At 62.7% G+C, this 21,059-nt stretch carries 24 protein-coding genes; 10 read left to right on the top strand and 14 right to left on the bottom strand.

The features are described from left to right. Positions 1 to 9: 9 nt before the first annotated feature. Positions 10 to 996 carry a sensor domain-containing diguanylate cyclase gene (locus tag AC54AG_RS07690; RefSeq protein ID WP_496629934.1) on the bottom strand — a complete coding sequence of 329 codons (987 nt, stop codon included), beginning with the start codon at positions 994 to 996 and terminating at the stop codon, positions 10 to 12. Positions 997 to 1,085: 89 nt separating this feature from the next. Next, a complete protein-coding gene (locus AC54AG_RS07685) occupies positions 1,086 to 1,985 on the bottom strand; it encodes a sensor histidine kinase (protein WP_496629933.1) in 900 nt (299 codons plus the stop codon). 288 nt (positions 1,986 to 2,273) lie between these two features. On the opposite strand from AC54AG_RS07685, the gene queE reads away from it, so the two are divergent. From queE to AC54AG_RS07645, 8 genes are all read left to right on the top strand, one after another. After that, positions 2,274 to 2,909: a 7-carboxy-7-deazaguanine synthase gene (gene queE, locus AC54AG_RS07680; RefSeq protein ID WP_496629932.1), complete on the top strand. Its 636-nt coding sequence runs from the start codon at positions 2,274 to 2,276 to the stop codon at positions 2,907 to 2,909. An 8-nt stretch (positions 2,910 to 2,917) separates the two neighbouring features. Beyond that, a complete protein-coding gene (gene queD / locus AC54AG_RS07675; protein ID WP_034755997.1) occupies positions 2,918 to 3,364 on the top strand; it encodes a 6-carboxytetrahydropterin synthase QueD in 447 nt (148 codons plus the stop codon). Beyond that, positions 3,357 to 3,866: a tRNA adenosine(34) deaminase TadA gene (tadA, locus tag AC54AG_RS07670; protein WP_034755999.1), complete on the top strand. Its 510-nt coding sequence runs from the start codon at positions 3,357 to 3,359 to the stop codon at positions 3,864 to 3,866. The genes queD and tadA overlap by 8 nt, the downstream gene beginning before the upstream one ends. Before the next feature lie 201 nt (positions 3,867 to 4,067). Next, the gene (locus AC54AG_RS07665; protein WP_496629931.1) at positions 4,068 to 6,431 is read left to right on the top strand and encodes a TonB-dependent hemoglobin/transferrin/lactoferrin family receptor; all 2,364 of its coding nucleotides are present in this window, start codon (positions 4,068 to 4,070) and stop codon (positions 6,429 to 6,431) included. A 63-nt stretch (positions 6,432 to 6,494) separates the two neighbouring features. Next, a complete protein-coding gene (locus tag AC54AG_RS07660) occupies positions 6,495 to 7,652 on the top strand; it encodes a hemin-degrading factor (RefSeq protein WP_496629929.1) in 1,158 nt (385 codons plus the stop codon). 270 nt (positions 7,653 to 7,922) lie between these two features. After that, positions 7,923 to 8,840 carry an alpha/beta fold hydrolase gene (locus AC54AG_RS07655; RefSeq protein WP_496629928.1) on the top strand — a complete coding sequence of 306 codons (918 nt, stop codon included), beginning with the start codon at positions 7,923 to 7,925 and terminating at the stop codon, positions 8,838 to 8,840. Positions 8,841 to 8,873: 33 nt separating this feature from the next. Then, entirely contained in the window at positions 8,874 to 9,791 is a 918-nt protein-coding gene (ldcA, locus tag AC54AG_RS07650; RefSeq protein WP_496629926.1) for a muramoyltetrapeptide carboxypeptidase, read from the top strand. Between the two features lie 14 nt (positions 9,792 to 9,805). Next, positions 9,806 to 10,987: a DUF418 domain-containing protein gene (locus tag AC54AG_RS07645; protein WP_496629925.1), complete on the top strand. Its 1,182-nt coding sequence runs from the start codon at positions 9,806 to 9,808 to the stop codon at positions 10,985 to 10,987. 1 nt (position 10,988) lies between these two features. Here the strand turns inward: AC54AG_RS07645 and AC54AG_RS07640 are convergent, their stop codons facing one another. Further along, positions 10,989 to 11,702: an SOS response-associated peptidase gene (locus tag AC54AG_RS07640; RefSeq protein ID WP_496629924.1), complete on the bottom strand. Its 714-nt coding sequence runs from the start codon at positions 11,700 to 11,702 to the stop codon at positions 10,989 to 10,991. A 146-nt stretch (positions 11,703 to 11,848) separates the two neighbouring features. Here AC54AG_RS07640 and AC54AG_RS07635 point away from each other — a divergent pair, with 146 nt between their 5' ends. Next, positions 11,849 to 12,070: a hypothetical protein gene (locus tag AC54AG_RS07635; protein ID WP_034756009.1), complete on the top strand. Its 222-nt coding sequence runs from the start codon at positions 11,849 to 11,851 to the stop codon at positions 12,068 to 12,070. A 7-nt stretch (positions 12,071 to 12,077) separates the two neighbouring features. Here AC54AG_RS07635 and AC54AG_RS07630 read toward each other — a convergent pair whose 3' ends face one another. The 11 genes from AC54AG_RS07630 to AC54AG_RS07580 all read right to left on the bottom strand — a co-directional run bounded on the left by AC54AG_RS07630 (position 12,078) and on the right by AC54AG_RS07580 (position 19,724). Next, complete coding sequence (locus AC54AG_RS07630) at positions 12,078 to 12,323, bottom strand: hypothetical protein (RefSeq protein ID WP_034756010.1); 246 nt, start codon at positions 12,321 to 12,323, stop codon at positions 12,078 to 12,080. Between the two features lie 73 nt (positions 12,324 to 12,396). Continuing rightward, positions 12,397 to 12,702 carry a hypothetical protein gene (locus AC54AG_RS07625; RefSeq protein WP_034756011.1) on the bottom strand — a complete coding sequence of 102 codons (306 nt, stop codon included), beginning with the start codon at positions 12,700 to 12,702 and terminating at the stop codon, positions 12,397 to 12,399. 233 nt (positions 12,703 to 12,935) lie between these two features. Next, positions 12,936 to 13,142 carry a hypothetical protein gene (locus tag AC54AG_RS07620; protein ID WP_034756014.1) on the bottom strand — a complete coding sequence of 69 codons (207 nt, stop codon included), beginning with the start codon at positions 13,140 to 13,142 and terminating at the stop codon, positions 12,936 to 12,938. A gap of 87 nt (positions 13,143 to 13,229) precedes the next feature. Then, positions 13,230 to 13,799, bottom strand: a complete 570-nt coding sequence (gene mntP / locus AC54AG_RS07615) for a manganese efflux pump MntP (protein ID WP_070302536.1) — start codon at positions 13,797 to 13,799, stop codon at positions 13,230 to 13,232. Between the two features lie 60 nt (positions 13,800 to 13,859). After that, positions 13,860 to 14,714: an undecaprenyl-diphosphate phosphatase gene (locus tag AC54AG_RS07610; RefSeq protein WP_070302535.1), complete on the bottom strand. Its 855-nt coding sequence runs from the start codon at positions 14,712 to 14,714 to the stop codon at positions 13,860 to 13,862. A 110-nt stretch (positions 14,715 to 14,824) separates the two neighbouring features. Further along, positions 14,825 to 15,676: an alpha/beta hydrolase gene (locus AC54AG_RS07605; protein WP_496629923.1), complete on the bottom strand. Its 852-nt coding sequence runs from the start codon at positions 15,674 to 15,676 to the stop codon at positions 14,825 to 14,827. An 85-nt stretch (positions 15,677 to 15,761) separates the two neighbouring features. Further along, complete coding sequence (locus AC54AG_RS07600) at positions 15,762 to 16,364, bottom strand: hypothetical protein (protein WP_496629922.1); 603 nt, start codon at positions 16,362 to 16,364, stop codon at positions 15,762 to 15,764. 129 nt (positions 16,365 to 16,493) lie between these two features. Next, positions 16,494 to 16,826, bottom strand: coding sequence for a hypothetical protein (locus AC54AG_RS07595; RefSeq protein WP_496629921.1), 333 nt, complete (start codon positions 16,824 to 16,826; stop codon positions 16,494 to 16,496). Positions 16,827 to 16,851: 25 nt separating this feature from the next. Beyond that, positions 16,852 to 17,526, bottom strand: coding sequence for a hypothetical protein (locus AC54AG_RS07590; protein WP_070302531.1), 675 nt, complete (start codon positions 17,524 to 17,526; stop codon positions 16,852 to 16,854). A gap of 97 nt (positions 17,527 to 17,623) precedes the next feature. Continuing rightward, a complete protein-coding gene (locus AC54AG_RS07585; protein WP_058048152.1) occupies positions 17,624 to 19,294 on the bottom strand; it encodes a DUF6138 family protein in 1,671 nt (556 codons plus the stop codon). Between the two features lie 112 nt (positions 19,295 to 19,406). Next, positions 19,407 to 19,724 carry a hypothetical protein gene (locus AC54AG_RS07580; RefSeq protein WP_070302530.1) on the bottom strand — a complete coding sequence of 106 codons (318 nt, stop codon included), beginning with the start codon at positions 19,722 to 19,724 and terminating at the stop codon, positions 19,407 to 19,409. Between the two features lie 173 nt (positions 19,725 to 19,897). Here AC54AG_RS07580 and AC54AG_RS07575 point away from each other — a divergent pair, with 173 nt between their 5' ends. Continuing rightward, positions 19,898 to 21,049 (top strand): sensor histidine kinase, encoded by a 1,152-nt coding sequence (locus AC54AG_RS07575; RefSeq protein WP_496629920.1) that lies wholly within the window; start codon positions 19,898 to 19,900, stop codon positions 21,047 to 21,049. Positions 21,050 to 21,059 lie beyond the last annotated feature (10 nt).

The raw sequence follows: 21,059 nt of genomic DNA, 5'->3' as shown, positions 1-21,059 counted from the left end.
ACTTGTTGCTTACGTCAGCGTCGTTTCCGGCAGGCTGATGCGGTTGCGGCCCAGGTGCTTGGCGCGGTAGAGGGCGCAGTCGGCCGTATGGATCAGCTGCCCCAGTTCCGTGCCGGGACCTGGCAGGGCCGTGGCGGCGCCGATGCTGACGGTGACGCAGGCGCCGTCCGGACGCTTGCGCGGCAGTTGCAGCCGCTCCACGCGCTGGCGGATGCGTTCAGCCACGATGGCCGCGCCCTTGAGCGACTGGTTTGGCAGGATCACGGCAAACTCTTCGCCGCCGTAGCGGGCCACCAGGTCGTTGGCGCGCATTTCGCTGGCCACGGCGCCGGCCACCTTGCGCAGGCACAGGTCGCCGCCCTGGTGGCCGTGGCTATCGTTGTATTCCTTGAAATTGTCGACGTCGACCATCAGCAGCGACAACGGCTGCTCCTGCCGCTGGGCGCGCTGCCACTCGGCCAGGATGGTGTCGTCGAAGCAGCGCCGGTTGGCCAGTCCCGTCAAGCCATCGCGCGTGGCCAGGCGTTCCAGTTCCACGTGCGCGCGCTTTTCGTCCGTCATGTCGCGCAGGGTTTCGACGACGGCGATCAGTTCGCCGTGATTGCCGTAAATCGGGCTGGCGTCGACGGCCAGGTAGCGCCGCCGTCCCGTGCGCGGCATGTCGCACCAGTTTTCCGCGCACAGGTTGCTACCCGTGCTGCTGCGGTATTGCTGCTGGGTATGCAGGGCGCGCATGTCGCCGCCGCGCCCGGCCAACAGCAGGTCGGCCAGGGTGGGGCGCTCGTCGTTGTAAAAGCAGCGGCCTGGCTCGCGTGCGCCCAGCACTTCGCTTGCCGGCACGCCCGTCAGCTGCTCGCAGGCGCGGTTCCAGATCATCACCTTGCCATGCACATCGAGTACAAAGGTGGGCACGACCAGCAATTCCATCATCTTGACGGCGAAACCCTGGGCTTCACCATACGGCGATGGGCTGGCATGTGCGTGGCTATCCGGCATGAAAGCATCCTTCTTGGGCGTGAATGGGGCTGGCTCGTTGGCCATGATGCAGCGTGGGGTAGCGATGGTGTTGATATTGAGCAATATTTTCAGTGATGGACCATTGCTTCGTCGTGGCAGACCGGCAGGGGCAGCGACACGCGCAAGGTGGTGCCGGCGCCGCTGCGGCTGTCGATGTGCAGGCTGCCGGCGGCGGCGGCGACGCGCTCATGCATGCCGGACAGGCCGCAACCGAGGCGCGGCGGCGAGCCCGACAGTCCGATGCCGTCGTCGCTGATGCGGCAAGCCACGGTGGCGCCCGTTTGCTGAAGACACAGCTGGACATGCGTGGCGTGCGCATGGCGGGCAATGTTCGCCAGCGCTTCCTGCACCACGTGATACAGCAAGGCGCCATGCGTGCGGCCGGCGGCGGCGTCGAGTTGGTAGTCGCAGCCGCAGCCGATGCCGGTGGTACGCGTAAAGTCGGCCAGCAGTTCATCGCATGCCGCTTGCAGGCCCGCGTCGAGGGCAGGCGGGCGCAGGTCATGGATGACGCAGCGCAGCGCCGCGATGGTCAGGTCGACATTGCGCGCGATCACGGCCAGCTGTTGCGCCAGCTGGGGCGCCGCCTCATGCGTGCTGGTCTGCAGCATGGACAGGTCGATCTTCAGGGTCAGCAGATGCTGGCCCAGGTCGTCGTGAATGTCGCGCCCGATGCGCAGGCGTTCCTGTTCGCGCGCCTGCTGCTGGCCGCTGGTCAGGCGCGCCTGCTCGGCCTCTTCGCGCAGCTGTTCCAGCGCCTGCAGGCGCAGCGCCAGGCGGTGCTGGCGCCACAGCAGCAGCGCGAGCGCGCCGAGTAGGATAGCGCAGGCCAGCATCAAAGGGGAGGGCGCACCGGCCGGCAGCTTTGGCCCGGCCGCGTATCCGGCGTGCAGGGTGGCGAGTGCGCTGGCCGCCAGACAGGCCAGAATGCTCAGACGGTACGGCAGGCGTAGCCAGCGTTGCATCATTTCTCGCTCCCTAAATGTTTTCCAGAAGGCAATCTTATTACAGAAAATATATTAACTGTGGGCTATTTATATTGTCTAAACGCAAAAGCCGCGCAGTTATGCCTTTCGCCGTGGCTTTCTGGTCCTTTGGCGCCGCACGGCCGGGTGATGGGCACGGCATTTGCACGGGAAGTGTCGTGGCGGCATATAATAGAGGGTTGTCAATCGGCTTTTGCGGTTCCGGCGGTATGCGCCGGCATCGCTGCGTACGCCCTGCGCGAGGACGCCAGCCAGCTCTTAGGAAATACAGTGACTTATAGCATCAAAGAGATTTTTTACACCCTACAGGGCGAAGGTGCGCACGCGGGCCGCCCGGCCGTGTTTTGCCGCTTTTCCGGCTGCAACCTGTGGACGGGCCGCGAAAGCGACCGCGCCACGGCCGTGTGCCAGTTCTGCGACACGGATTTCGTCGGCACGGACGGCGAACTGGGCGGCAAATTCAAGACGCCCGAGGACCTGGCCGCGCTGATCGACAGCCTGTGGCCGGCCAGCTACGCACCGAGCAAATACGTGGTGTTTACGGGCGGCGAGCCGCTGCTGCAACTGGATACGGCCCTGATCGACGCCATGCACGCGGTCGGCTTTACCATCGCCATCGAAACCAACGGTACCTTGCCCGTGCCGGCCGGCGTGGACTGGATCTGCGTCAGCCCGAAGATGGGTTCGACACTGGTCGTCCACAAAGGCAATGAAATCAAGGTGGTCATTCCCCAGTTCCAGCAAGACCTGGCCGCCTACGAACAACTGGATTTCGAGAACTTCTTCGTGCAGGCGATGGATGGCCCTTTGGCCGCGCACAACATGAAGCTGGCCATCGAAACGTGCAAAAGCAACCCGAAGTGGAAGCTGAGCCTGCAAACCCATAAACTCCTGCAAATACCTTAACAACACATATGCTGACTATCACACGCAAGCTCGAATTCGACGCGGGCCACCGCATTCCCGACCACAAAAGCCAGTGCCGCAACCTGCACGGCCACCGCTACACGGTGGAAATCACCCTGGTCGGCAAGGTCATCGAAGCGGAAGGCAATTCCGACAATGGCATGATCATGGACTTTTCCGACGTGAAAACCCTGGCCAAGCAGCACCTGGTCGACGTCTGGGACCACGCCTTCCTCGTCTACGAAAAAGACACGGCCGTGCGCGACTTCCTGGCCAGCCTGCCCGACCATAAAACCGTCGTCATCGACCGCATCCCGACCGTGGAAAACCTGGCGCGCATCGCCTTCGATATTTTGAAGGCCGCATTTACCGACCATTTCGGCACGGGCTTGCACCTGCATAAGCTGGTGCTGCATGAAACACCGAATTGCTGGGCAGAAGTCACCGATGACTGAAACGCACGCTAGCGCGCAGGACGCGCGCTACATGCAGCTGGCCCTGGAGCAGGCCCAGCATGCGTGGGACCTCGGTGAAGTGCCCGTCGGCGCCGTTGTCGTCAAGGATGGCGAAGTCATCGCCGTCGGCTACAACCAGCCCATCGGCCGCCACGATCCCACGGCGCACGCGGAAGTGATGGCCTTGCGCGCGGCCGCCGAAAAGCTCGGCAATTATCGCTTGCCCGGCTGCGAGCTGTACGTGACCCTGGAGCCGTGCGTGATGTGTTCGGGCGCCATGCTGCATGCGCGTCTGGCCCGCGTGGTGTATGGCGCGGGCGACCCGAAGACGGGCGCCTGCGGTTCCGTGCTGAACCTGTTCGAGCAGCCGGCGCTGAACCACCAGACGGCCATCGTCGGCGGCGTGTTGGCCGATGAGTGCGGCGCTTTTCTCAAGCGTTTCTTTGCCGAGCGCCGCCGCGCGCAGGCCGAGGCGCGCAAGCTGGCCCATCCGCCAGCCTGACATCAGCCCAAGATGCCAGCCATGCCAGCCCTCCAGGCTGGCATTTTTATAATTGTTGCGAAATAACATCTGTCTAGACCAATTGTCATTCTCAAATGAGAATGATTCGTGTTACAGTATTGTTTTCGCCAGCAAACTTCCCTTGCGCATCGTTATCGATCCGGGTTCAAGAGCCAGCCTTTACTCTTAGACCGGACCATCATGACTACTGTGCTTCCGCAGCGCACCGCTGCACCCGTCGTATCTTCAGCCCATCAGCCTGCCCGCCGCCACAACCTGGTGCTGCGCGCCGCCTTGCTGGGCCTGTTCGCAGCGCCGATGCTGCCTGCCGTTGCGCAAAATGCCGCCATCAACGCGGGCACGGCAGCCCAGGAACCGGCCAAGCTGCCGGTTTTCCCGGAAATCGTCGTGAACGCCAAGCAGGACTACGAACGCCGCGCCGGCACCAAGACGGTCGTCACGGCGGAAGACCTGGAGCGCCGCAATGTCACGGGGATGGGCGGCATCGTGCGTTATTTGCCATTGATCAGCGCGCCGGCAGCGGCTTCGGGCAGCGGCAGCGTGTGGGATGGTTCGGGCAACACTGGCTATAACATCCGCGGCCTGGAAGGCAACCGGGTCAGCCTGGACGTCGATGGCATTTCCTTGCCCGACGCGGCACCTAAGCCCGATGGCAATACCCTCAACGCCTTCGGCACGGGCCGTGATTATTTCGATCCTGAAACCTTCCGCGAAGTACGCATCGATTCGGGCACGACGGCCATCAGCGGCGCCAGCCCTGGCCTGGGCGGTGGCGTGGCCTTTGTCACCAAGTCGCCCGAGGATTATCTGGGTGAAGGGCAAGACCATTACGTGGCCTATAAATACGGCCGCGCCACGGCCGACCGCAGCAATGCGCACACCCTGACGGGCGCCGCCAAGCTCGGTGCCAGCCTGCAAGGCCTGGCCGTGTACGTGCACCGCGATGGCGAGCAGCTTGACAGCCGCGGCAGCGCCAGCGTCAACCCCGACGACTGGCATTCGAACGCCTTGCTGTCCAAACTGGTGTGGGCCTTGCCTGGCGAACAGAAGCTGGACTTGACGGTCGACATGTTCGAGCGCAAGAACAAGCGCGATCTGCGCAACAAGGTCAGCACGTATTATCCGACGGGCGTGCAGCAGGATTCCATCACCAAGCGCACGCGCGTCAGCCTGGGCCACGACGTGGTGCTCAAGGATTTCGCCCTGTTCGACCGCCTGACGTCGAAAGTGTATCTGCAGAATGCGAAAACCGATGACAAGACGCAAGGCCTCTACACCTTCGGCAGCCCGGCACAGCGTACCATCGACACCAGCTTCAAGAACGACAGCATCGGCCTGACGTCGGAAGCGTTCAAGCAGCTCAATGCGGACAACGCGCTGCTGTACGGCGTGCAGCTGGAACAGCTGAAAACGCGCCGTCCGTGGCGCGAAGACCGTGTCATCATTGCCACGGGCCAGCATCAGATCACCAACAAGAACCGCATGGCCGACATGGACACGACCAAGCTGGCCCTGTACGTGCGCGACGATCTCAGTTTCAATCTGGCCGGCAAGAAAGCCGTACTGACGCCGGGCTTGCGTGCCGACTACCGCAAGAACGAGCCGAAAAATCTGCAAAACTATGTGATCGCCGTGCCGAACGCGGCCAAGGAAGTGCGCAAGGAAAGCGACACGTATTTCACGCCGAGCCTGAGCCTGTCCGTGGAAGTGTTGCCGCAAATGAACGCGTATGCCACCTTCACGCGCGGCACGCGCCTGCCGACGGCGGCCGAGCGCACCGGTACCTACGATTCCTTCAGCTACACGGGCAGGGGGACGGGCTATGCCGTGCTGGGCAATGCGAATTTGCGCAAGGAAACCAGCCAGGCCTATGAACTGGGTTTGAAGGGCGACATCGTCAAGGGCTTGAGCATGCACGCGTCCGTCTACCAGACGGAATACAAGAACATGATCGAGTACGTGATGCAGGAAGATGATCCCGTGAACTATCCCACCATCGTGCAGGGTTTGTTCCGCCCGGAAAACATCGGCGATGCCCGTACCTGGGGCGGGGAGCTGACCCTGCGCGCGGAGCTGGGCGCCTGGGCACCCGCCATGCAGGGCTATCGCGTCGACCTGGCCACGGGCGTGGTCAAGGGCCGCTCCTTCAATACCCGGACGGGCGAGAGCGGCGGCCTGGCCTCGGTGGCGCCAGCCAAGACGGCGCTGACCTTCGGTTACGACCACACCAACATGCTGTTCGGCCTGGAACTGACGGCGCTGCATGCCGGCGAGAAGCAGGCGCCGAACGACTTGCTGATGGGTACGACCGCGCCGCGCTTCAAGGTGCCGTCGTACACCATCTTCGACTTGTCGACTTTCTGGAACGTGCACAAGAACGCGAAGATCGTCGTCGGCGTGTACAACTTGACGGATCGCAAGTACTGGGATTACGCGGCTTCGCGCAGCCTGTCCGCCGGCACCACGGCCGCCAGCCGTGCCGAGATCGAGCGCTACGCCAAGCCGGGCCGCAATGTGGCGGCCAGCCTGAGCCTGAACTTCTAAATTTTTTACCGGGGAGGGGTGCTTGCCCCTCTGTTTTTCCATGTTTGATTGAATGGTCTCTCTATGAAGTTATCCAAACTCGTTCTATCCCTGCTAGGCAGCCTGCTGATCGCAAACGCAACCGCGGCCCCAGCCACTTTGGCGGAACGCTGGTCCACCTTGCGCACGGAACAGCCGAAGCTGCAGATCCGCGACGCGGCCCGCGCGCTGGGTGTGTCCGAAGCACAATTGCTGGCAACCAACATCGGCAAAGGCGTCACGCGCCTGCAAGCCGACGGCAACCAGCCGCGCGAAATCATGCGCGCCGCCCTGGACCTGGGCACCGTGCAAGCGATCACGCGCAATGAAAACGGCGTCATCGAAACGACGGGCGTCGCCAGCAAGTTCAAGCAGGCGGGCGACAAGTCGGAACAGGCCGACGCCAAGCAGGATCCGGAAACGGAAGCGCGCCAGCGCAATATCGCGGGTGGCTACCTGGGCGGCCAGATCGACCTGCGTTTCCACTTTGAAAACTGGAAATATGCATTTGCCGTGGAGCAAGCGGGCCGCGACGGCAAGCCGACGCGCAGCCTGCAATTTTTTGATGCCAACGGCACGGCCGTGCACAAGATATACCTGCGCAACGAGCCTGGCGTGCCTGTCTACGACAAGCTGGTGGCGACGTTCCGCATGCCACAGCAAAGCGCGGATTTGAACGTGCTGGCCGTGGCGCCCAAGGCCGCTGAAAAGCCGGACGCAGAGATCGACGTCAAGGAATTCCAGCTGGCCTGGAAAGACATGACGGACGTGCACCAGTTTGCGCAAATCATGCGCGAATTCCATATGTCGCGCGAACAGGCGTTGCGCCTGGCGCCGGCCGGCGTGGTCGAGCGCGTGACGCCGGAAGCGCTGCGCACCCTGCTGGAAAACGCGGCCAAGGACAAGGTCGCCATCATGGTGTTCCTGGGCAATGAAGGCTTGACGCAGATCTACAGCGGCAAGATCGAAAAAACCATGGCCGTCGGCGGCTTCTTCAACGTGCTGGACCCGGACTTCAACCTGCACATCCGCGACACGGCCCTGCGCAGCGGCTGGGTCGTCAAGCGCGGCGGCGTGACTTCCGTCGAATTCTTCGACAAGGAAGGCACGCAAGTGGTCTCCTTCTTCGGCGTGCGCGAACGCGGCAAACCGCAGCCGCAAGCGTGGGTGGACTTGGCTGACAGCCTGCCAAAGGAAAAATAATGTTTTTTGCAAGTTGATGAGTATCAGCACGTGACAGAACCGTAGCGAGCGGAAGCGAATTGTGGTCGAGAAGCGCAACCGTACTTTAGGTACGGTGAGCATCGCAGGCCGCAAGTCGCGACGCGCAGTAGGTTCTGTCATGTGCAAGCAGAGCAACACTTCAGTGTGAGTGCCGCGTGCCGGTCTCATGTCTGAAGCACAATAGTGGTATGCTGGTTGCAAGGCCGCAGCGATCGTGCCTGCGTGCTGGTTCCTGTAAGAGAGGCAATCATGGCAACCATCATGGCGAACGGCCTCAACATAGCTTATGAAAGCCACGGCGACCCCAATGATCCGTGCGTGCTGCTGGTCATGGGCCTGGGCATGCAACTGATTGCCTGGCCGGCGGACTTCGTCGAAGGCATCGTCGAGCAAGGTTTTCACGTGCTACGTTTCGACAACCGCGACAGCGGCCTGTCGAGCAAGATGGCGCTGGCGGGCAAACCGTATCTGCCGCTGGCCTACGTGAAAAACTTGCTGGGCTGGCCCCTGAAAACTTCCTACACCTTGAACGACATGGCGGACGACGCGCTCGGTTTGCTGGCGGCCCTGCGCATTGCGCAAGCGCACGTGATCGGCGTGTCGATGGGCGGCATGATCGCGCAAGTGATGGCGGCGCGCGCGCCGCTGCAGGTGCTCAGCCTGACGTCCATCATGTCGAGCAGCGGCCGGCGCGGCTTGCCCGGCCCGACGCGGGCCGCGCGCAATGCGTTATTGCAACGTCCGAAACGCAATGCCAGCCGCGCCGAACTGATGGCGCAGATGGCGGCCACCGTGCGCGTCATCGGCAGCCCCGCCTATCCCGTGTCGGAAAAACTGCTGTACCAGCGCATCGAAGCGGCGCTGCAGCGCGGCAGCTGCCCCGAAGGCGTGGCGCGGCAGATGGTGGCCATCGCCGCCTCGGGCGAGCGCACGGACTTGTTGCCGAGTATCAGCTGTCCGGCGCTGGTGATCCATGGCGCGGCCGACCCCTTGATCCCCGTCGCCTGCGGCATCGATACGGCGGCGCTGATCCCGGGCGCCCGGCTCGAGGTGATCGAAGGCATGGGGCACGACATGCCGCCCCAGCTGATCGAGCGCCTGCTTGCCTTGATCGATGTGCATCTGCAAGGTAAGATGGCGCCCCAGATGCGCTCCCAGCCAGCCTAGGCGCGCCACCATTTTTTTGAAGGCACGGGCATTTTGAAGACACCTGAGATTGGCATCGCCATCGTTGCGCCGGGCGGTTATGCGCCCGACGCGGCGGCTTTGGAACGCGGCATCGCCCGCTTGCAGGCGCAAGGCGCCACCGTCCACAATTACTACGACCCCGACCACACATTCCAGCGCTTCGGCGGCACGGATGCGGGCCGTCTGGCGCAGCTGAACGCGGCCGCCGCCGACCCGGACGTGCAAGTGGTGATCGCCTTGCGCGGCAGCTATGGCATCAGCCGCATCCTGCCCGAGATCGACTTTACTGCCATGGCCGACAGCGGCAAACTGTTTGTCGGCTACAGCGACTTCACGGCCTTCCACATGGGCTTGATGGCGAAAACGGGCCGCGCCAGCTTTGCCGGCCCCATGATCTGCGACGATTTCATTCGTGACGAGCCCGAGCAGTTTACGCTCGATCAACTGTGGTCGTGCCTGGCCGGCCCTACGCACACGGTCACGGGCACGGCGGCGGGCAATCCGCAGGTCGCGCTGCAAGGCAAGCTGTGGGGCGGCAATCTGGCCATGCTGGTCCACTTGCTTGGCACGCCGTATTTCCCCGAGATCGATGGCGGCATTTTGTTCCTGGAAGACGTCAACGAACACCCGTACCGGGTCGAGCGCATGCTGTTGCAATTGCTGCATGCGGGCGTGATTGGCCGCCAGCAAGCCGTGGTGCTCGGTGATTTTTCCGCCTATAAATTGAGTCCGATGGACAATGGCTACGATTTCGACGCCATGCTGGCCTACGTGCGCGAACGCCTGCCCGTGCCCGTGCTGACGGGGCTCGAGTTCGGCCATATCCGCCGCCGTGTCACCTTGCCGTTCGGCGGCCACGCGCAGTTGCAATCGGATGCGTCCGGCTTCAGTCTGCAAGTGACCGACTACCCGACCCTGGCGCGCCCCTGAACGCCTTGAGCTCCATGTCCGCCAAGCCCGGCAGGCTGCTGCAGCTCGATGTGCTGCGCGGCATCGCCGTGTTTGGCATCCTGCTGGTGAATATCTGGGGCTTTGCCTGGGGCACCTTGTCCCTGCGCTACGGTACCTTGCCGGCGCAGCCGCCCGTGCTGGACCAGCTCGTCATTTTCGGCGTGGCGGCGCTGGCGCAATTCAAGTTCTATCCCATCTTCGCCTTTTTGTTCGGCGCCGGCTTTGCCCTGCAGACACGTTCCCTGAAGCGCCAACTGGGCAGCTGGGAGCCGGCGCAGGCGGCCTATCGGCGCCGGCTGCGCTGGCTGCTCGTGTTTGGCCTGCTGCATGGTTTCCTTATCTGGAGCGGCGACGTGCTGACCTCGTATGCGGTGGCCGGCATGCTGATCCTGCCGCTGGCAGCGGCCAAACTGAGCCGCATACGCAACCGCGCCTGGCTGGTGGCCGCCGGTTTCCTGCTGTTCATGTGCTTGCTCATTCCCGTGGGCCAGCAGGGCGGCGCGCCGGACATTGCGCGCGACCTGCAAGGTTTTGCGGACCGCTACGCCATCTACACGCAGGGCAATGTGCTGGCCGTGGCCAGACTGCGCGCCAACGATTTTCTTGTCTCCTTGCTGTACGCCATCGTCATGCTGCCGCACATCATCGTGCTGTTCCTGCTGGGCATCCTGTCCGTGCGCCTGGGCTGGCTGACGCAGCCGCAGCGCCACCAGCTGCTGTGGCGCCGCGTGCGCGCCGTGGGGCTGGGCGTAGGATTGCCATTCAACCTGCTGGCGGCGGGCGCCGTCGCGTGGCAGGTGGCCGATCCGTATCAAACCGTATTCGACACGGCCCTGTTCGAAGTGGGCCTGTTCGCCGGCGGCCCCGTGCTGGCGGCCGGCTATGTGGCGGCGCTGATGCTGGCCGGTCCTTTCATGCTGCGCTGGCTAGCGGTATGGCTGGCGCCCGTGGGACGCATGGCGCTCAGCAATTATCTGCTGCAATCGCTGATCGGCACCTGGCTGCTGCAGGGACCGGGCCTGGGCTGGGGGGCAAGCCTGCGTCCGGCCGAGATGCTGGGACTGGCCGTGCTGATCATGGCGGGGCAGGTGCTGCTGAGCCGTTACTGGCTGCAACACTTCCGCCAGGGGCCGATGGAAGCGCTGTGGCGCCGGCTGGCGCGGTTGCCCGCCTGAGTTAGTCGCCCCAGTCGAACGCGCCTTGCGCCGCGGCCGGTGGCGGCGGCTTGGGTTTGGCCGATGGCACGAGCGGATTGTCGACGGCATGCCATTCGAACAGCTCCACGTCGTGCATGCAGGTGCGCGCCAGGTGCAGCGCCTGCTCCGGTGTCAAAGCGGGGTCGAGCCAGCGGTGCGCGTCTTCCAGGCTGACGGCCACAGGGCGGCGGTCGTGGATATCGACCATGCCGCCGAGGCTGTCGGCCGTCACCAGCACGAAACCGGCTTCTTCGCGGCTGTGCTTGTACGGGCCGAACTGGGCCAGCGCCAGCAGGAACAGGGGCGCGCGGTCCTTGCGGTGGATGTGCCACGGCTGCTTGCTGCCTTTTTCTCCCGTCCATTCATACCAGCCATGCACGCACACGATGCCGCGCCCCGCGCGCAGCAAGGGTTTCCAATAGGCGCCCGCGAGTTTTTCCAGGCGGGCATTGATGGCGATGGGGATTTTTTTCTTGCCGGGCGCGGGCACGGCTTGCGCGGCCCAGGCGGGGCGGTAGCCCCAGAAGACATCGTCGACCCTGTGCACGCCATCCTGGATATGCAGCACGGGCCGGTAAGTGCCGGGCGACACGTTCAGGTGCGGCTCGGCCTCGCTGTCGAATACCGCGTCGGTCCAGCCGAACGATGACGCCAGCTCGGGCGCCGTACCATTTTGATCGAGTCGTCCACACATGCTGAAATCATACCCGATTGCCGGGCGCCGAGAGGCAGGCGCGTGCGTGCTTTCTGTGTGTGGTCAAACGTACAGACTGCTTGCGACAGGCGGCGCACAGTGGAGGCCAGTCAGGTTCCTGACGTTATTCTTGTATCGGAGGAATTATGTCTTTTGAAAATCCCACCATCCACAAAGGTTTTATTATCAGCGCCACGGCCAGCCAGCGCCGCGATGGCCGCTGGGTCGGCTCGTATGTTAGCCAGAACCAGGCGTGCGGCGCCTATGCGGACACCTGCGACTATGACGATTGCAGCAATGAAAAAGAAGCGCAGCAACTGGCCTTGTCGATCGGCTGGCGCCTGGCCGATGGCGTGCCGGCACGCTGAACCGGCCTTAGCGCTTGCCCCGCAGGGCCAACACCAGGCCGGCGAGCGGCAGCAGCAGGGCGGCGCCCAGGCGTACGGAGGTCAGCGATGCGGTCTCGACGCCCAGCACATGGGGCAAGGCCAGCAGTAGCAGGGGAGCGGGCACGGCAATCGCGAAGAAAAACAGATACCACGAGTAGCCGTTTTTCTTGGCCAGCAAGGCGATCAGCGCGCAGCCGACGAGGAAGACCAGCGGTAAATTCACAAATTCCATGGTGTTGAGTTTTCATCCGGGAAAGCGCGTCATTATACGCATCGTCCCGAATAACCGGACGGGCTTGCCTGCGTCAATTGCCGACGAAATCCGGCGGCTGCGGCGCCTGTTTTCCGGCTAGCTGGCCGTCGGCCGGCAGCAAGGCCTTGATGGCGCCGTTATAGATGAGTTCCTGCGCATACGCCGAGGCCTCGATCAAGGCCGCATGCACGGACTTGAAACTGCTCGCCGTTTCTATCAATACGGGCTTGGCATATACCTGCTGCGTATCGCCGCGCTTGCTGATCAAAATCATGCCCCGGTAGCGCCCATCCTTTTCCAGCGCCCCCGCGACATGAAATTCATAGCCCCTGATCTGGTGTTTTTGTCCCTGATCCATGTCTCCCGCCTCCAGACCTGATTGTCATGGCTTTGGACTATCCATTTGATTGGAATGGTTGAGTGTTTGATCTGAATCAATACGTTTACAGAAAAGCTTTAACGAACGTATCGATGCTTGCCGCAAGCGTAGCGAGCGGAGGGGATGTGTGGCTGAGAAGCGCAACCGCACTGAAGTGCGGTGAGCATCGCCAGCCGCAAGGCGCCCCGCGCAGTAGCTTGCGGCAAGCGTCCTCACCCCGCGCGAATGGCTCGGATCTGTTGGGCGGTTTCCTCGATCTCCCGATACGCTTCCTGGATATAGCCATTGATCGGGTGTCCATCCATCCACTCGAAATAGGCGCGCTCGTCGTGTTTGATGGCAAAAGGAACGTGGTGGTCGCGTATCGATTCGGCCGTTTCGCGCACCAGCGAGGCAAAAAGCAGCTCAATAGTTTCCATAATGGTCACCTTGTGAGACAGGAATGCAGAGCATTGAATGTAGCACAAAGCGCGCCGCCGGGGCCGCGCGCATCGGTTGTCCGGACCTCAGGCCGGATGGCCGATATGCTCGTACAGGATCACGCAGCCGATGACGATCAGCACGAGGCCGCCCATCAGTTCGGCGCGCCGGCCCGCCACCGTGCCCAGCACGCGGCCCAGCATCACGCCCAGGGTCACCATGACGAAGGTGGAAAAGCCGATGGCGGCGGCTGTGACGACAATATTCGCGCCCAGCAAGGCCAGGCCCGCGCCCACGACCATGGCGTCGATGCTGGTCGCCAGACCGGTGATGGCCAGTACCCAGAACGAGTGCGACTGGGCCGGCGCTTCCTCTTCGTCGCTATCGCTCAAGGCATTGCGTATCATCAGCAAGCCGATGATGCCCAGCAGGCTGAAGGCGATCCAGTGGTCCCACGCTTCCACGTAGGGCGCTGCCACGCTGCCCAGGGCCCAGCCGATGATGGGCGTGATGGCTTCGATGACGCCAAAGATCAGGCCCGTGCGCAGCGCCTCGCGCCATTGCGGCTTGTGCAGGGCGGCGCCCTTGCCCACGGCGGCCGCGAAGGCATCGGTGGACATGGCAAGCGAGAGGGCGGCGGTGGCGGCGAAATTCATCGTTGGCTTTCAGTAGAACCTGGCTGGGATGGATGGTTGAAAATTGCAAACCCGGCGATTTTACCCTACGTACAGCACCACCAAGGAGGCCAGCAGGCAATACGCGCCAAAGAAATGCCAGCGTCCTTGTTCCAGCCAGCGCGACAGCCAGCGCAGGGCCAGCAAGCCGGCCAGGAACGACAGCAGCATGCCCAGCAGGCTGGGGCCGAGCAGATGCAGCAGGCTGTTGCCGTGTTCCACATGGTCCAGGCTGCCATTTGTCACGGCCTGGTAGAAGCGCCAGCCTTCCTTGGCCAGCACGGCCGGCGTCAGTACGACGGCCAGGGCGAAGCTGAATTCCTCGGCGCGGCGCTGCGGCACGCCCATGGCGATACCGGCGGAAATGGTGGCGCCCGAGCGGGAAAATCCCCGGAAGGGCAGGCACAGGCCTTGCACGGCGCCGATCACCATCGCCTTGCCGATGGACAAGGTGCCATGCTGGCGCGCTTGCTGGCGTGAGGACACAATGATCAGCACGCCGGCGGCGGCCAGCGCGGCGGCCATCAGTTTCGCATTGCCGAACAGGTGTTCGATTTCAAAGCCGGGCGCATCCTTGCTCATGACGTGCGTAATGCCCTTCAGCAAGCCGAAACCGACGATGCCCGTCAGGGCCGTGGACGCTGCGAGCAGCAGGACGTTGCTGCGGAAAGCGCTGGCCGAACTGAAATACGTGGCGCGCCAGGATGCCCAGAAATACACGATGACGGCGAACATGGTGCCTGTGTGCAGCATCACCAGCAGCATGGTCAGTTCCGGCGATGTCGGGTCCAGCCCCATCAATTTCTCCGCCATGATGACGTGGGCGGAGCTGGACACGGGCAGCAGCTCGGCGAAGCCCTGGACGATGGAAAGAATAAATAGTTGAAGAAAACTCATGGGTATCGGTAATCGGGCGGGGAAAGAAGGGCCGCCGATTTTACCTGCCAGGTCCCGTGCTGGCCCCTTGCGCCAGATTACAGTTTGTCCATGTCTTGCTGCCCGGCTGCTTATTGCGGTTTGAACACGGCGCGGAAAGCCTTCAGGGCTGCCGGGTGATAGATCGTGCCATGGGTTTCTTCCGGCATTTTTTCCACATGCCATTGCAAGCCGGACGGCGCCTGTTTCTCCAGCACGTCGGCCAGGCGCTGCACTTCGATGGCGATGCCTGACTCGCTGCTCGACGCCAGGTACAGGCTGCGCTTGCCTGGCTTGCCCTTGGCCAGCAAGGCTGCCGCCTGGCGCGGCAGGGCGCCGCGATTCCACCACAGGCTGGGGTCGAATGCCAGGTAATGGTCGAACAGCTGCGGTTCCAGCAGATACGTTTCCACCACGAACAGGCCCGCCAGCGATTCGCCGACGATGGCCGTTTCGCCCGTCGTGCGGTAGCGGCGCGCAATTTCCGGCATCAGTTCATCGCGGATGAAGGCCCGGTAGGCGGACGCGCCGCCCACCACGGGGGCGATCTTGCGGTCTTCGGCGCTGTTCGTCGGCCCCGTCAAGTCGCGCCGGCGCTGCGTGTTTTGCATGCCGACCAGCATGAAGGGGCGCATCGTGCCATTCGCTACCGACACTTGCAGCAAGCCGGCCACGTGCAGGAAATCTTCCGCAACGCCACCGTCCGGCATGTACAGCACGGGCAGCGGTGCATCGGGCGCGGTATCCCAGGCTCGCGCCATGTACACATTGATGTGGCGCTTTTCCTGCAGCGCCTGCGAATCGATGCTGAAACTTTCACCGATGACGAGCGGCGTGGCCGCGCTGGAGGCCGCGGTAACGGTGGGCGCGGCAGTGGCGAGATGTAAGGGGCTGGACAGCAGCAGGGCGGCGGTGAGGTGCAGTGCAAGGCAGGGGCGGCGCATGTTTTCCTGTGATAATAGTTGGATCGATGGCATGTACGCGTATGAACATGCCATCGGGCGATTCTATCTTATCTTTGATGCAGCATTACTTGATCGTCAAGAGTTGCCGCTCGCGTACGATGCCGGCCTTGTCGACCGTGTAGGCAATCAGCAGCGCGCCATCCTCGGCGCAGGCATGGCAGGTCATCAGGGGCGTGGAAAACAGCAGGCGCTGGCCGCCATCGTCGGTGGCCGTGCTGCCGACGAAATCGGCGGGCGCAAACGGGACAGAGTCCGGATGGGCGGCGGCAAACGCACGCCAGGCCTGTGTGGCGCGGTCTTCCTCGCGCACGGAACCTTCGTCGACGTCGATGGCCGCGCCATCGCTGCCGATCAGCAAGGTGCCTTCGTTCGTGTTGGCGCGGAATGGATAGGTGACGGTAGCCAGGGCCGCCTTGCCCAGCGGGCGCCAGGCCGAGATGAAGCCGGCCTTGTTTGCCTTCACCAGCATCCTGGCGGCGGCGATGGCTTGCGGATGCGCGCCGCTGCGCTGCATGGTGCGCAGCAGGCAGACGTCGGGCGTCGTGGGCGATTGTTCGCTGCGGCAAGCCGACAGCGAGCGTTCCTGCCAGACGGCACGCGCGTCGATGGGGCCGATGGGCGGGAGGCTGGCCGCCTGCGCGGCCGCCAGGTTGGATAAGGCCAGCATGGCGCAGCAAAATACGTGGCGGGAAAATCGTGTGAGCATGGACGTCTTTCAATAGCGGAAACAAGAGTTGCCGATTATAGAAGGGGGCTGGCGTGCAAGCGCGCACGGAACGTCCGGCTTGCGCCTCGATTAACGCTTTTTTGCCGCCGCCTGGCGCAAGGCCTTGGCTTCCTGCTTGTTGGGGATGTGCGGACGCATGGCCAGCTCGGCCTTGACGGCGGCGATGGCGGCGCCGAACAGTTGTTCGGCCTGCTCGACGCTGGCGCCCGCATAGTGCTGCTGGTTGGATTGAGCGGCGCGCAGCCGGCGCAGCAGCGCCAGCAATTGCTTGCCGTGCAGCGCAGTTAAATCTTGCGCCAGCACTTGCGCGCCCAGCGTGACCTCCACATGCTCGGGGGCGAGCATGCGCAGCAAGGCCAGGCCTGCTGGCTGGGCGACTGGGGTCAGTTTGGGCTTGTCCATCGGCAGTTTAGAGCTCCGTAAAGGATTACAGGTATTCCCAGATTTCATCGAAGGTTTCGCGCGCGAAATCGTTGCGCCACGCTTCCGAGTTCTTTTCGCGGCTGACGGCAAACACGGCGCGCCACGTCTGCTTCGGCGAGCTCGTGTAGGTCGCGGCGATCTTTTCCAGGCCGGCCTTGCATTGCTCGACCTTGCAGCCGCTCTTCGCCAGTTGCTGGGCGGCGGTTGCCCATGCCACCGGGACCTTGACGACCTGGCATTCGAAGCTGACGGCGGCCGTCTGCATGCCGTTTTCCACCGTCACAGGGTCCGCCTTGGTGGCCTGGCAGGCGGCGCCATTCTTGGCAGCGATGACGTTCGCGGCCAGCAGTTCAGCGGTCGGCGTCAGGGCCGCGCGCATGTCGGCGGGGAATAGGTCCGCGATCAGCTTGCCCGTTTGCGTTGGAAACTGGGCGTCTGCTTCCTTCAGGGCGCTGTACGACGCATACTCGGCGCTTTGCTGACCCGCCAGACGGGTAGGGCGCAGGTAGGCGTTGAGCTTGGCGACGCTGGCTTCATCCTGGTTGATGATGGTCTTGATGTACAGGTTGGTCACTTCGAGCGGCGCCAGCTCTGCGGCGTCGGCGGCCATGGCGGGCTGCATCAGCGCGGCGGCGAAGGTGGCAGCCAGCAGTCTGGCGGCAGGGAATTGCTTGTGCATGTATTTTCTCCACGATTCAATGTCAGGAGCCAAAAGATGCTCCATAGCAACTCTGGCGCGCGCATTATAGATGGTGAAAGTCATAACGTTGCACACCTTAGGCGTCCCCCTTGCTGGCCGCTTCAAGCAAGGACAGCAGCAGCTCCTTGCGCCGTCCTTCCGCCTTGCGCGCCAGGGCAGCCAGTTTTTCCAGCTTGCCCCAGACGGGATACAGCATGTGTTCCACCAGATAGCCGTCCAGCCCTTGCAGTTGCTGGCAGAACAGCTCCAATTTTTCCATCTCCTCCAGTTCCGCCTGGATCTTGACCTTTGCGTTATCCGTGCATACGCGCAGGCACGCCGCCAGCACCGGAGCGGAGTCGCGCGTGACGCCGTGTTGCTCGGCAAAGGCCGCCGTGAACTGGTCCTGCACGGACTGGTGTTCCTCGTCGACGTTGGCCATGTAGTGCTGCACGAGCGGGAAATAGCGGGCATCGAGCAAGCCCAGCCCAAACACGGCGTAACTGCCAGGCATGCAATTCTTTTCGCCTTCCGTGTCGGCATAGAATTCGAATTGCTCGATGGCCGCGCGCGCATACGCTTCCAGCTGCGGTTGCAGGGACGCATGGGCGAGGGCGTTGGCAAAGAAGCGGTGCGTGTCGGATTTCGCCAGTCCCTTGATCGGCAAATAGGCCTTGGCCTTGGATTTGAGCTTGATCTGGTAGCTTTTCGGGAAACCGGCTTGCAGCAAATGCGTGATGAAGGCCAGCGCCTGCGCATACGCGCCTTCTTCTTCCTGCGTGATGGTGATGTTGATCGTGGCAAACACATCGTTGGCGCGGCATTCCAGCAGCGTATTTTTTACGTGGATGTCGGCATCGGGGAAGGTGCCGCTGCCTTCCTTGAGCATGCGCACGGCCCGTTCGCTGCCCAGCTCGCGCGCGATTTCCAGGAATGTGAGGCCGGTCGATTTGGCATAGCTCGGTTCGTGACGCAAGATCATCACAGCGCCATACAGCAGCAGGTCGATCGCTGGCAGCGCTTGCGCATCGGGCGCCGTGTCCGCTTTCAAGGTGTACTCCGCGCTGCGGTAGCTTGATTTCTGCACATCATAAAATCGCGGCAGGAACTGTTTTTCCGCCCACGCCGACACGGCCCGGATGATATCGCCGCGATGTTCGGTCAGTGCCTGCGGGCGTGACTTGTTCAGCTGCTCGATGCGTTCGAATTGCGCGATCGTCCAGGCGATATCGGGCTGCGGAAACAGCTGGGGATCGAGCAGGTGGCGCGTCAGGAAGAAGGTTTCCAGCTTTTTCGTCGGCCTGCTGCCATGCGTGAGCTTTTGTTCGATATACGCATGTATGTTTTTCAGCAAGGCCTGGCGCTTGCCGTCGTTGACGTGTTCCAGCAAGGTCAGGTGCAGCTTGCCCTGCGCCGTCTGGAACTTTCCGCGCAAGGTGAAGCGGTAGTCGATCATCGGCGTGTCCACCAGCGGCGCCAGGCGGGCTTGCACCAGCGCCACCAACTGTGGCGCGATCAAGTCACGCACTTGCGCATCATCAAGGCGCGCCGGCGTCCGGGGACGCACGTCGTCGCCGAAGCCCAGGTCGATTTCATCGGCAGTGGTGCGGCCCGGTTTGTAGTCGAGTAATAAATCATTGAAGACACCCATCTGCAAGGTGGTCCGGTTCACAGCGTCTTCCAGGTCCGTGCGCTGCAGGCGCTCATCGAACCAGGCGTGGATGGCCGTCGTCATTTCTTGTGTTGCCTGCTCTAACAGTGTGCTCATTGACTTCCTTGCATTGCGCGCGGCAGCGCCACCGGTTGCCGTCACGATCATGTTTAATATAAAGCATTATTTTAGGTGGCCGGACCTGATCGCAACAAGGGCCGCACGGTTGTCAGGAGGGGGCGGTGAGGAAGCGCTCGTCGATTTCATCGGACTGCGGTCCCACGGTGATCGTGGTATGCCAGCCGGAAGGCTTGTCGTTGCCATCAAACAAAGCTATGCGCGTGTGGACGAACAGGACCGAATACACGCCGGATTTCATGTCGCGGTTCAAGTCCCAGTGCATGAGTTCGATCGCTTCGCCCATGCGCGGCAGATGGGCGCCTGGCGGCAGCAGGATGTTTTGATTGATGAATTCCCTGCTCGGGCCCGGTTCCTTGTGGCGCGGATCGATGTAGCGGAACGAGACGCTGGTAACGATGTTGCTCATGCATGGCTCCTGCCTGGTGATGTGTCCGATGACAATAGCATATGGGGATGCCGGATGCGTCCTGTGCGCAACGATATGCGGGTAAACAACTATGTTCGGTAACAGACGGTGGCTTGCGTGTGCTACCGGTAGTCTTGGTTGCTTGTCAGTCATTATAGATAGCAGGAAACAGCATGATGCATTTATTCCTAGCGGATAATCGCGCCGAGCTTGAGCGCCGTTGCCGTGAAAAAGTCGCCAAGAGGCCCTTGCGCTTGCCGAGCGAGCGTCAGTTGCAACATGGCGTTCCCATCTTTCTCGATCAGCTGATCCGTACCCTGAGGGCGGAAGAAGCAGGCAAGATAGCGCAAAGCCTGGCCATTTCCGGCCCCGCCGATGGCAGTGCGAAAGGCACATCGGAACTGGCCCACAGTGCCGCGACGCACGGCGGGCAATTGCTGGCGCTCGGCTATTCCGTCAGCCAGGTCGTACACGACTACGGCGACCTGTGCCAGGCTGTCAGCGACCTTGCCGTGGTCATGGAGGAGCAATTCTCCGTCGAGGAATTCAGGACGCTGAACCGTTGCCTCGACAACGGCATCGCCGAAGCCGTGTCCGAATTTATCCAGCGGCGCGATGTGCTGATCGCTGACGAACAGGCATTGGCACTGAGCCAGCGCATCGGCTACCTGGGCCATGAACTGCGCAATCACCTGGGAACGGCCAGCCTCGCCGTCGCCGCGCTCAAGCACGGTGGCATGGGTCTGTCGGGCGCGACTGGCGCCGTGCTCGACCGCAGTCTGGTGGGTTTGCGCACCCTGATTGACCGTTCCCTGGCGGACGTGCGGGTCGAGGCGGGCCTGACCTTGCAACGTTCGTTTTTTTTCTTGAACAACTTCATTAGTGAACTGAGCTATTCGGCTCGCCTGGAAGCGGACTTGCTACGCTGCACCCTGGTCGTGGAAGAGGTCGCCCCCTTGCTGCGGCTCAATGCGGACAAGGATTTGCTGCTCTCCGCCGTGGGGAACCTGCTGCAGAATGCCTTCATGTTCGGCGCGCGGAATGGCACCGTGGTTCTGCGCGCGTATGCCAGCGGCGAGCGGCTCAAGATCGAGGTGGAGGACAACGGCGCCGGCCTGTCGCCAGAGGCGGCGGATGACATGTTTCTGCCATTTACGCAAGGCGGCGCGAACAATAGCGGCCCGGGATTAAGCCTGTCGATTGTCCGGCGCAGCGTGGAGGCGAATGACGGCGTGTTGAGCGTGGAAAGCGTCCTTGGTCATGGCTGCGTCTTCATCATCGACCTGCCACGGCATGCCGATCCGGCCTCCATGTTTGCCACATGAACGGGAGGTC

It is taken from the genome of Janthinobacterium sp. BCJ23, assembly GCF_059617945.1.
This window is presented reverse-complemented; position numbering and strand designations above follow the sequence as displayed.

Coding starts and splice junctions, on each gene's coding strand:
- AC54AG_RS07690 (WP_496629934.1), bottom strand. CDS start 996: ATGCCGGATAGCCACGCACATGCCAGCCCATCGCCGTATGGTGAAGCC.
- AC54AG_RS07685 (WP_496629933.1), bottom strand. CDS start 1,985: ATGATGCAACGCTGGCTACGCCTGCCGTACCGTCTGAGCATTCTGGCC.
- queD (WP_034755997.1), top strand. CDS start 2,918: ATGCTGACTATCACACGCAAGCTCGAATTCGACGCGGGCCACCGCATT.
- tadA (WP_034755999.1), top strand. CDS start 3,357: ATGACTGAAACGCACGCTAGCGCGCAGGACGCGCGCTACATGCAGCTG.
- AC54AG_RS07665 (WP_496629931.1), top strand. CDS start 4,068: ATGACTACTGTGCTTCCGCAGCGCACCGCTGCACCCGTCGTATCTTCA.
- AC54AG_RS07660 (WP_496629929.1), top strand. CDS start 6,495: ATGAAGTTATCCAAACTCGTTCTATCCCTGCTAGGCAGCCTGCTGATC.
- AC54AG_RS07655 (WP_496629928.1), top strand. CDS start 7,923: ATGGCAACCATCATGGCGAACGGCCTCAACATAGCTTATGAAAGCCAC.
- AC54AG_RS07645 (WP_496629925.1), top strand. CDS start 9,806: ATGTCCGCCAAGCCCGGCAGGCTGCTGCAGCTCGATGTGCTGCGCGGC.
- AC54AG_RS07640 (WP_496629924.1), bottom strand. CDS start 11,702: ATGTGTGGACGACTCGATCAAAATGGTACGGCGCCCGAGCTGGCGTCA.
- AC54AG_RS07635 (WP_034756009.1), top strand. CDS start 11,849: ATGTCTTTTGAAAATCCCACCATCCACAAAGGTTTTATTATCAGCGCC.
- AC54AG_RS07630 (WP_034756010.1), bottom strand. CDS start 12,323: ATGGAATTTGTGAATTTACCGCTGGTCTTCCTCGTCGGCTGCGCGCTG.
- AC54AG_RS07625 (WP_034756011.1), bottom strand. CDS start 12,702: ATGGATCAGGGACAAAAACACCAGATCAGGGGCTATGAATTTCATGTC.
- AC54AG_RS07620 (WP_034756014.1), bottom strand. CDS start 13,142: ATGGAAACTATTGAGCTGCTTTTTGCCTCGCTGGTGCGCGAAACGGCC.
- mntP (WP_070302536.1), bottom strand. CDS start 13,799: ATGAATTTCGCCGCCACCGCCGCCCTCTCGCTTGCCATGTCCACCGAT.
- AC54AG_RS07610 (WP_070302535.1), bottom strand. CDS start 14,714: ATGAGTTTTCTTCAACTATTTATTCTTTCCATCGTCCAGGGCTTCGCC.
- AC54AG_RS07605 (WP_496629923.1), bottom strand. CDS start 15,676: ATGCGCCGCCCCTGCCTTGCACTGCACCTCACCGCCGCCCTGCTGCTG.
- AC54AG_RS07600 (WP_496629922.1), bottom strand. CDS start 16,364: ATGCTGGCCTTATCCAACCTGGCGGCCGCGCAGGCGGCCAGCCTCCCG.
- AC54AG_RS07595 (WP_496629921.1), bottom strand. CDS start 16,826: ATGGACAAGCCCAAACTGACCCCAGTCGCCCAGCCAGCAGGCCTGGCC.
- AC54AG_RS07590 (WP_070302531.1), bottom strand. CDS start 17,526: ATGCACAAGCAATTCCCTGCCGCCAGACTGCTGGCTGCCACCTTCGCC.
- AC54AG_RS07585 (WP_058048152.1), bottom strand. CDS start 19,294: ATGAGCACACTGTTAGAGCAGGCAACACAAGAAATGACGACGGCCATC.
- AC54AG_RS07580 (WP_070302530.1), bottom strand. CDS start 19,724: ATGAGCAACATCGTTACCAGCGTCTCGTTCCGCTACATCGATCCGCGC.
- AC54AG_RS07575 (WP_496629920.1), top strand. CDS start 19,898: ATGATGCATTTATTCCTAGCGGATAATCGCGCCGAGCTTGAGCGCCGT.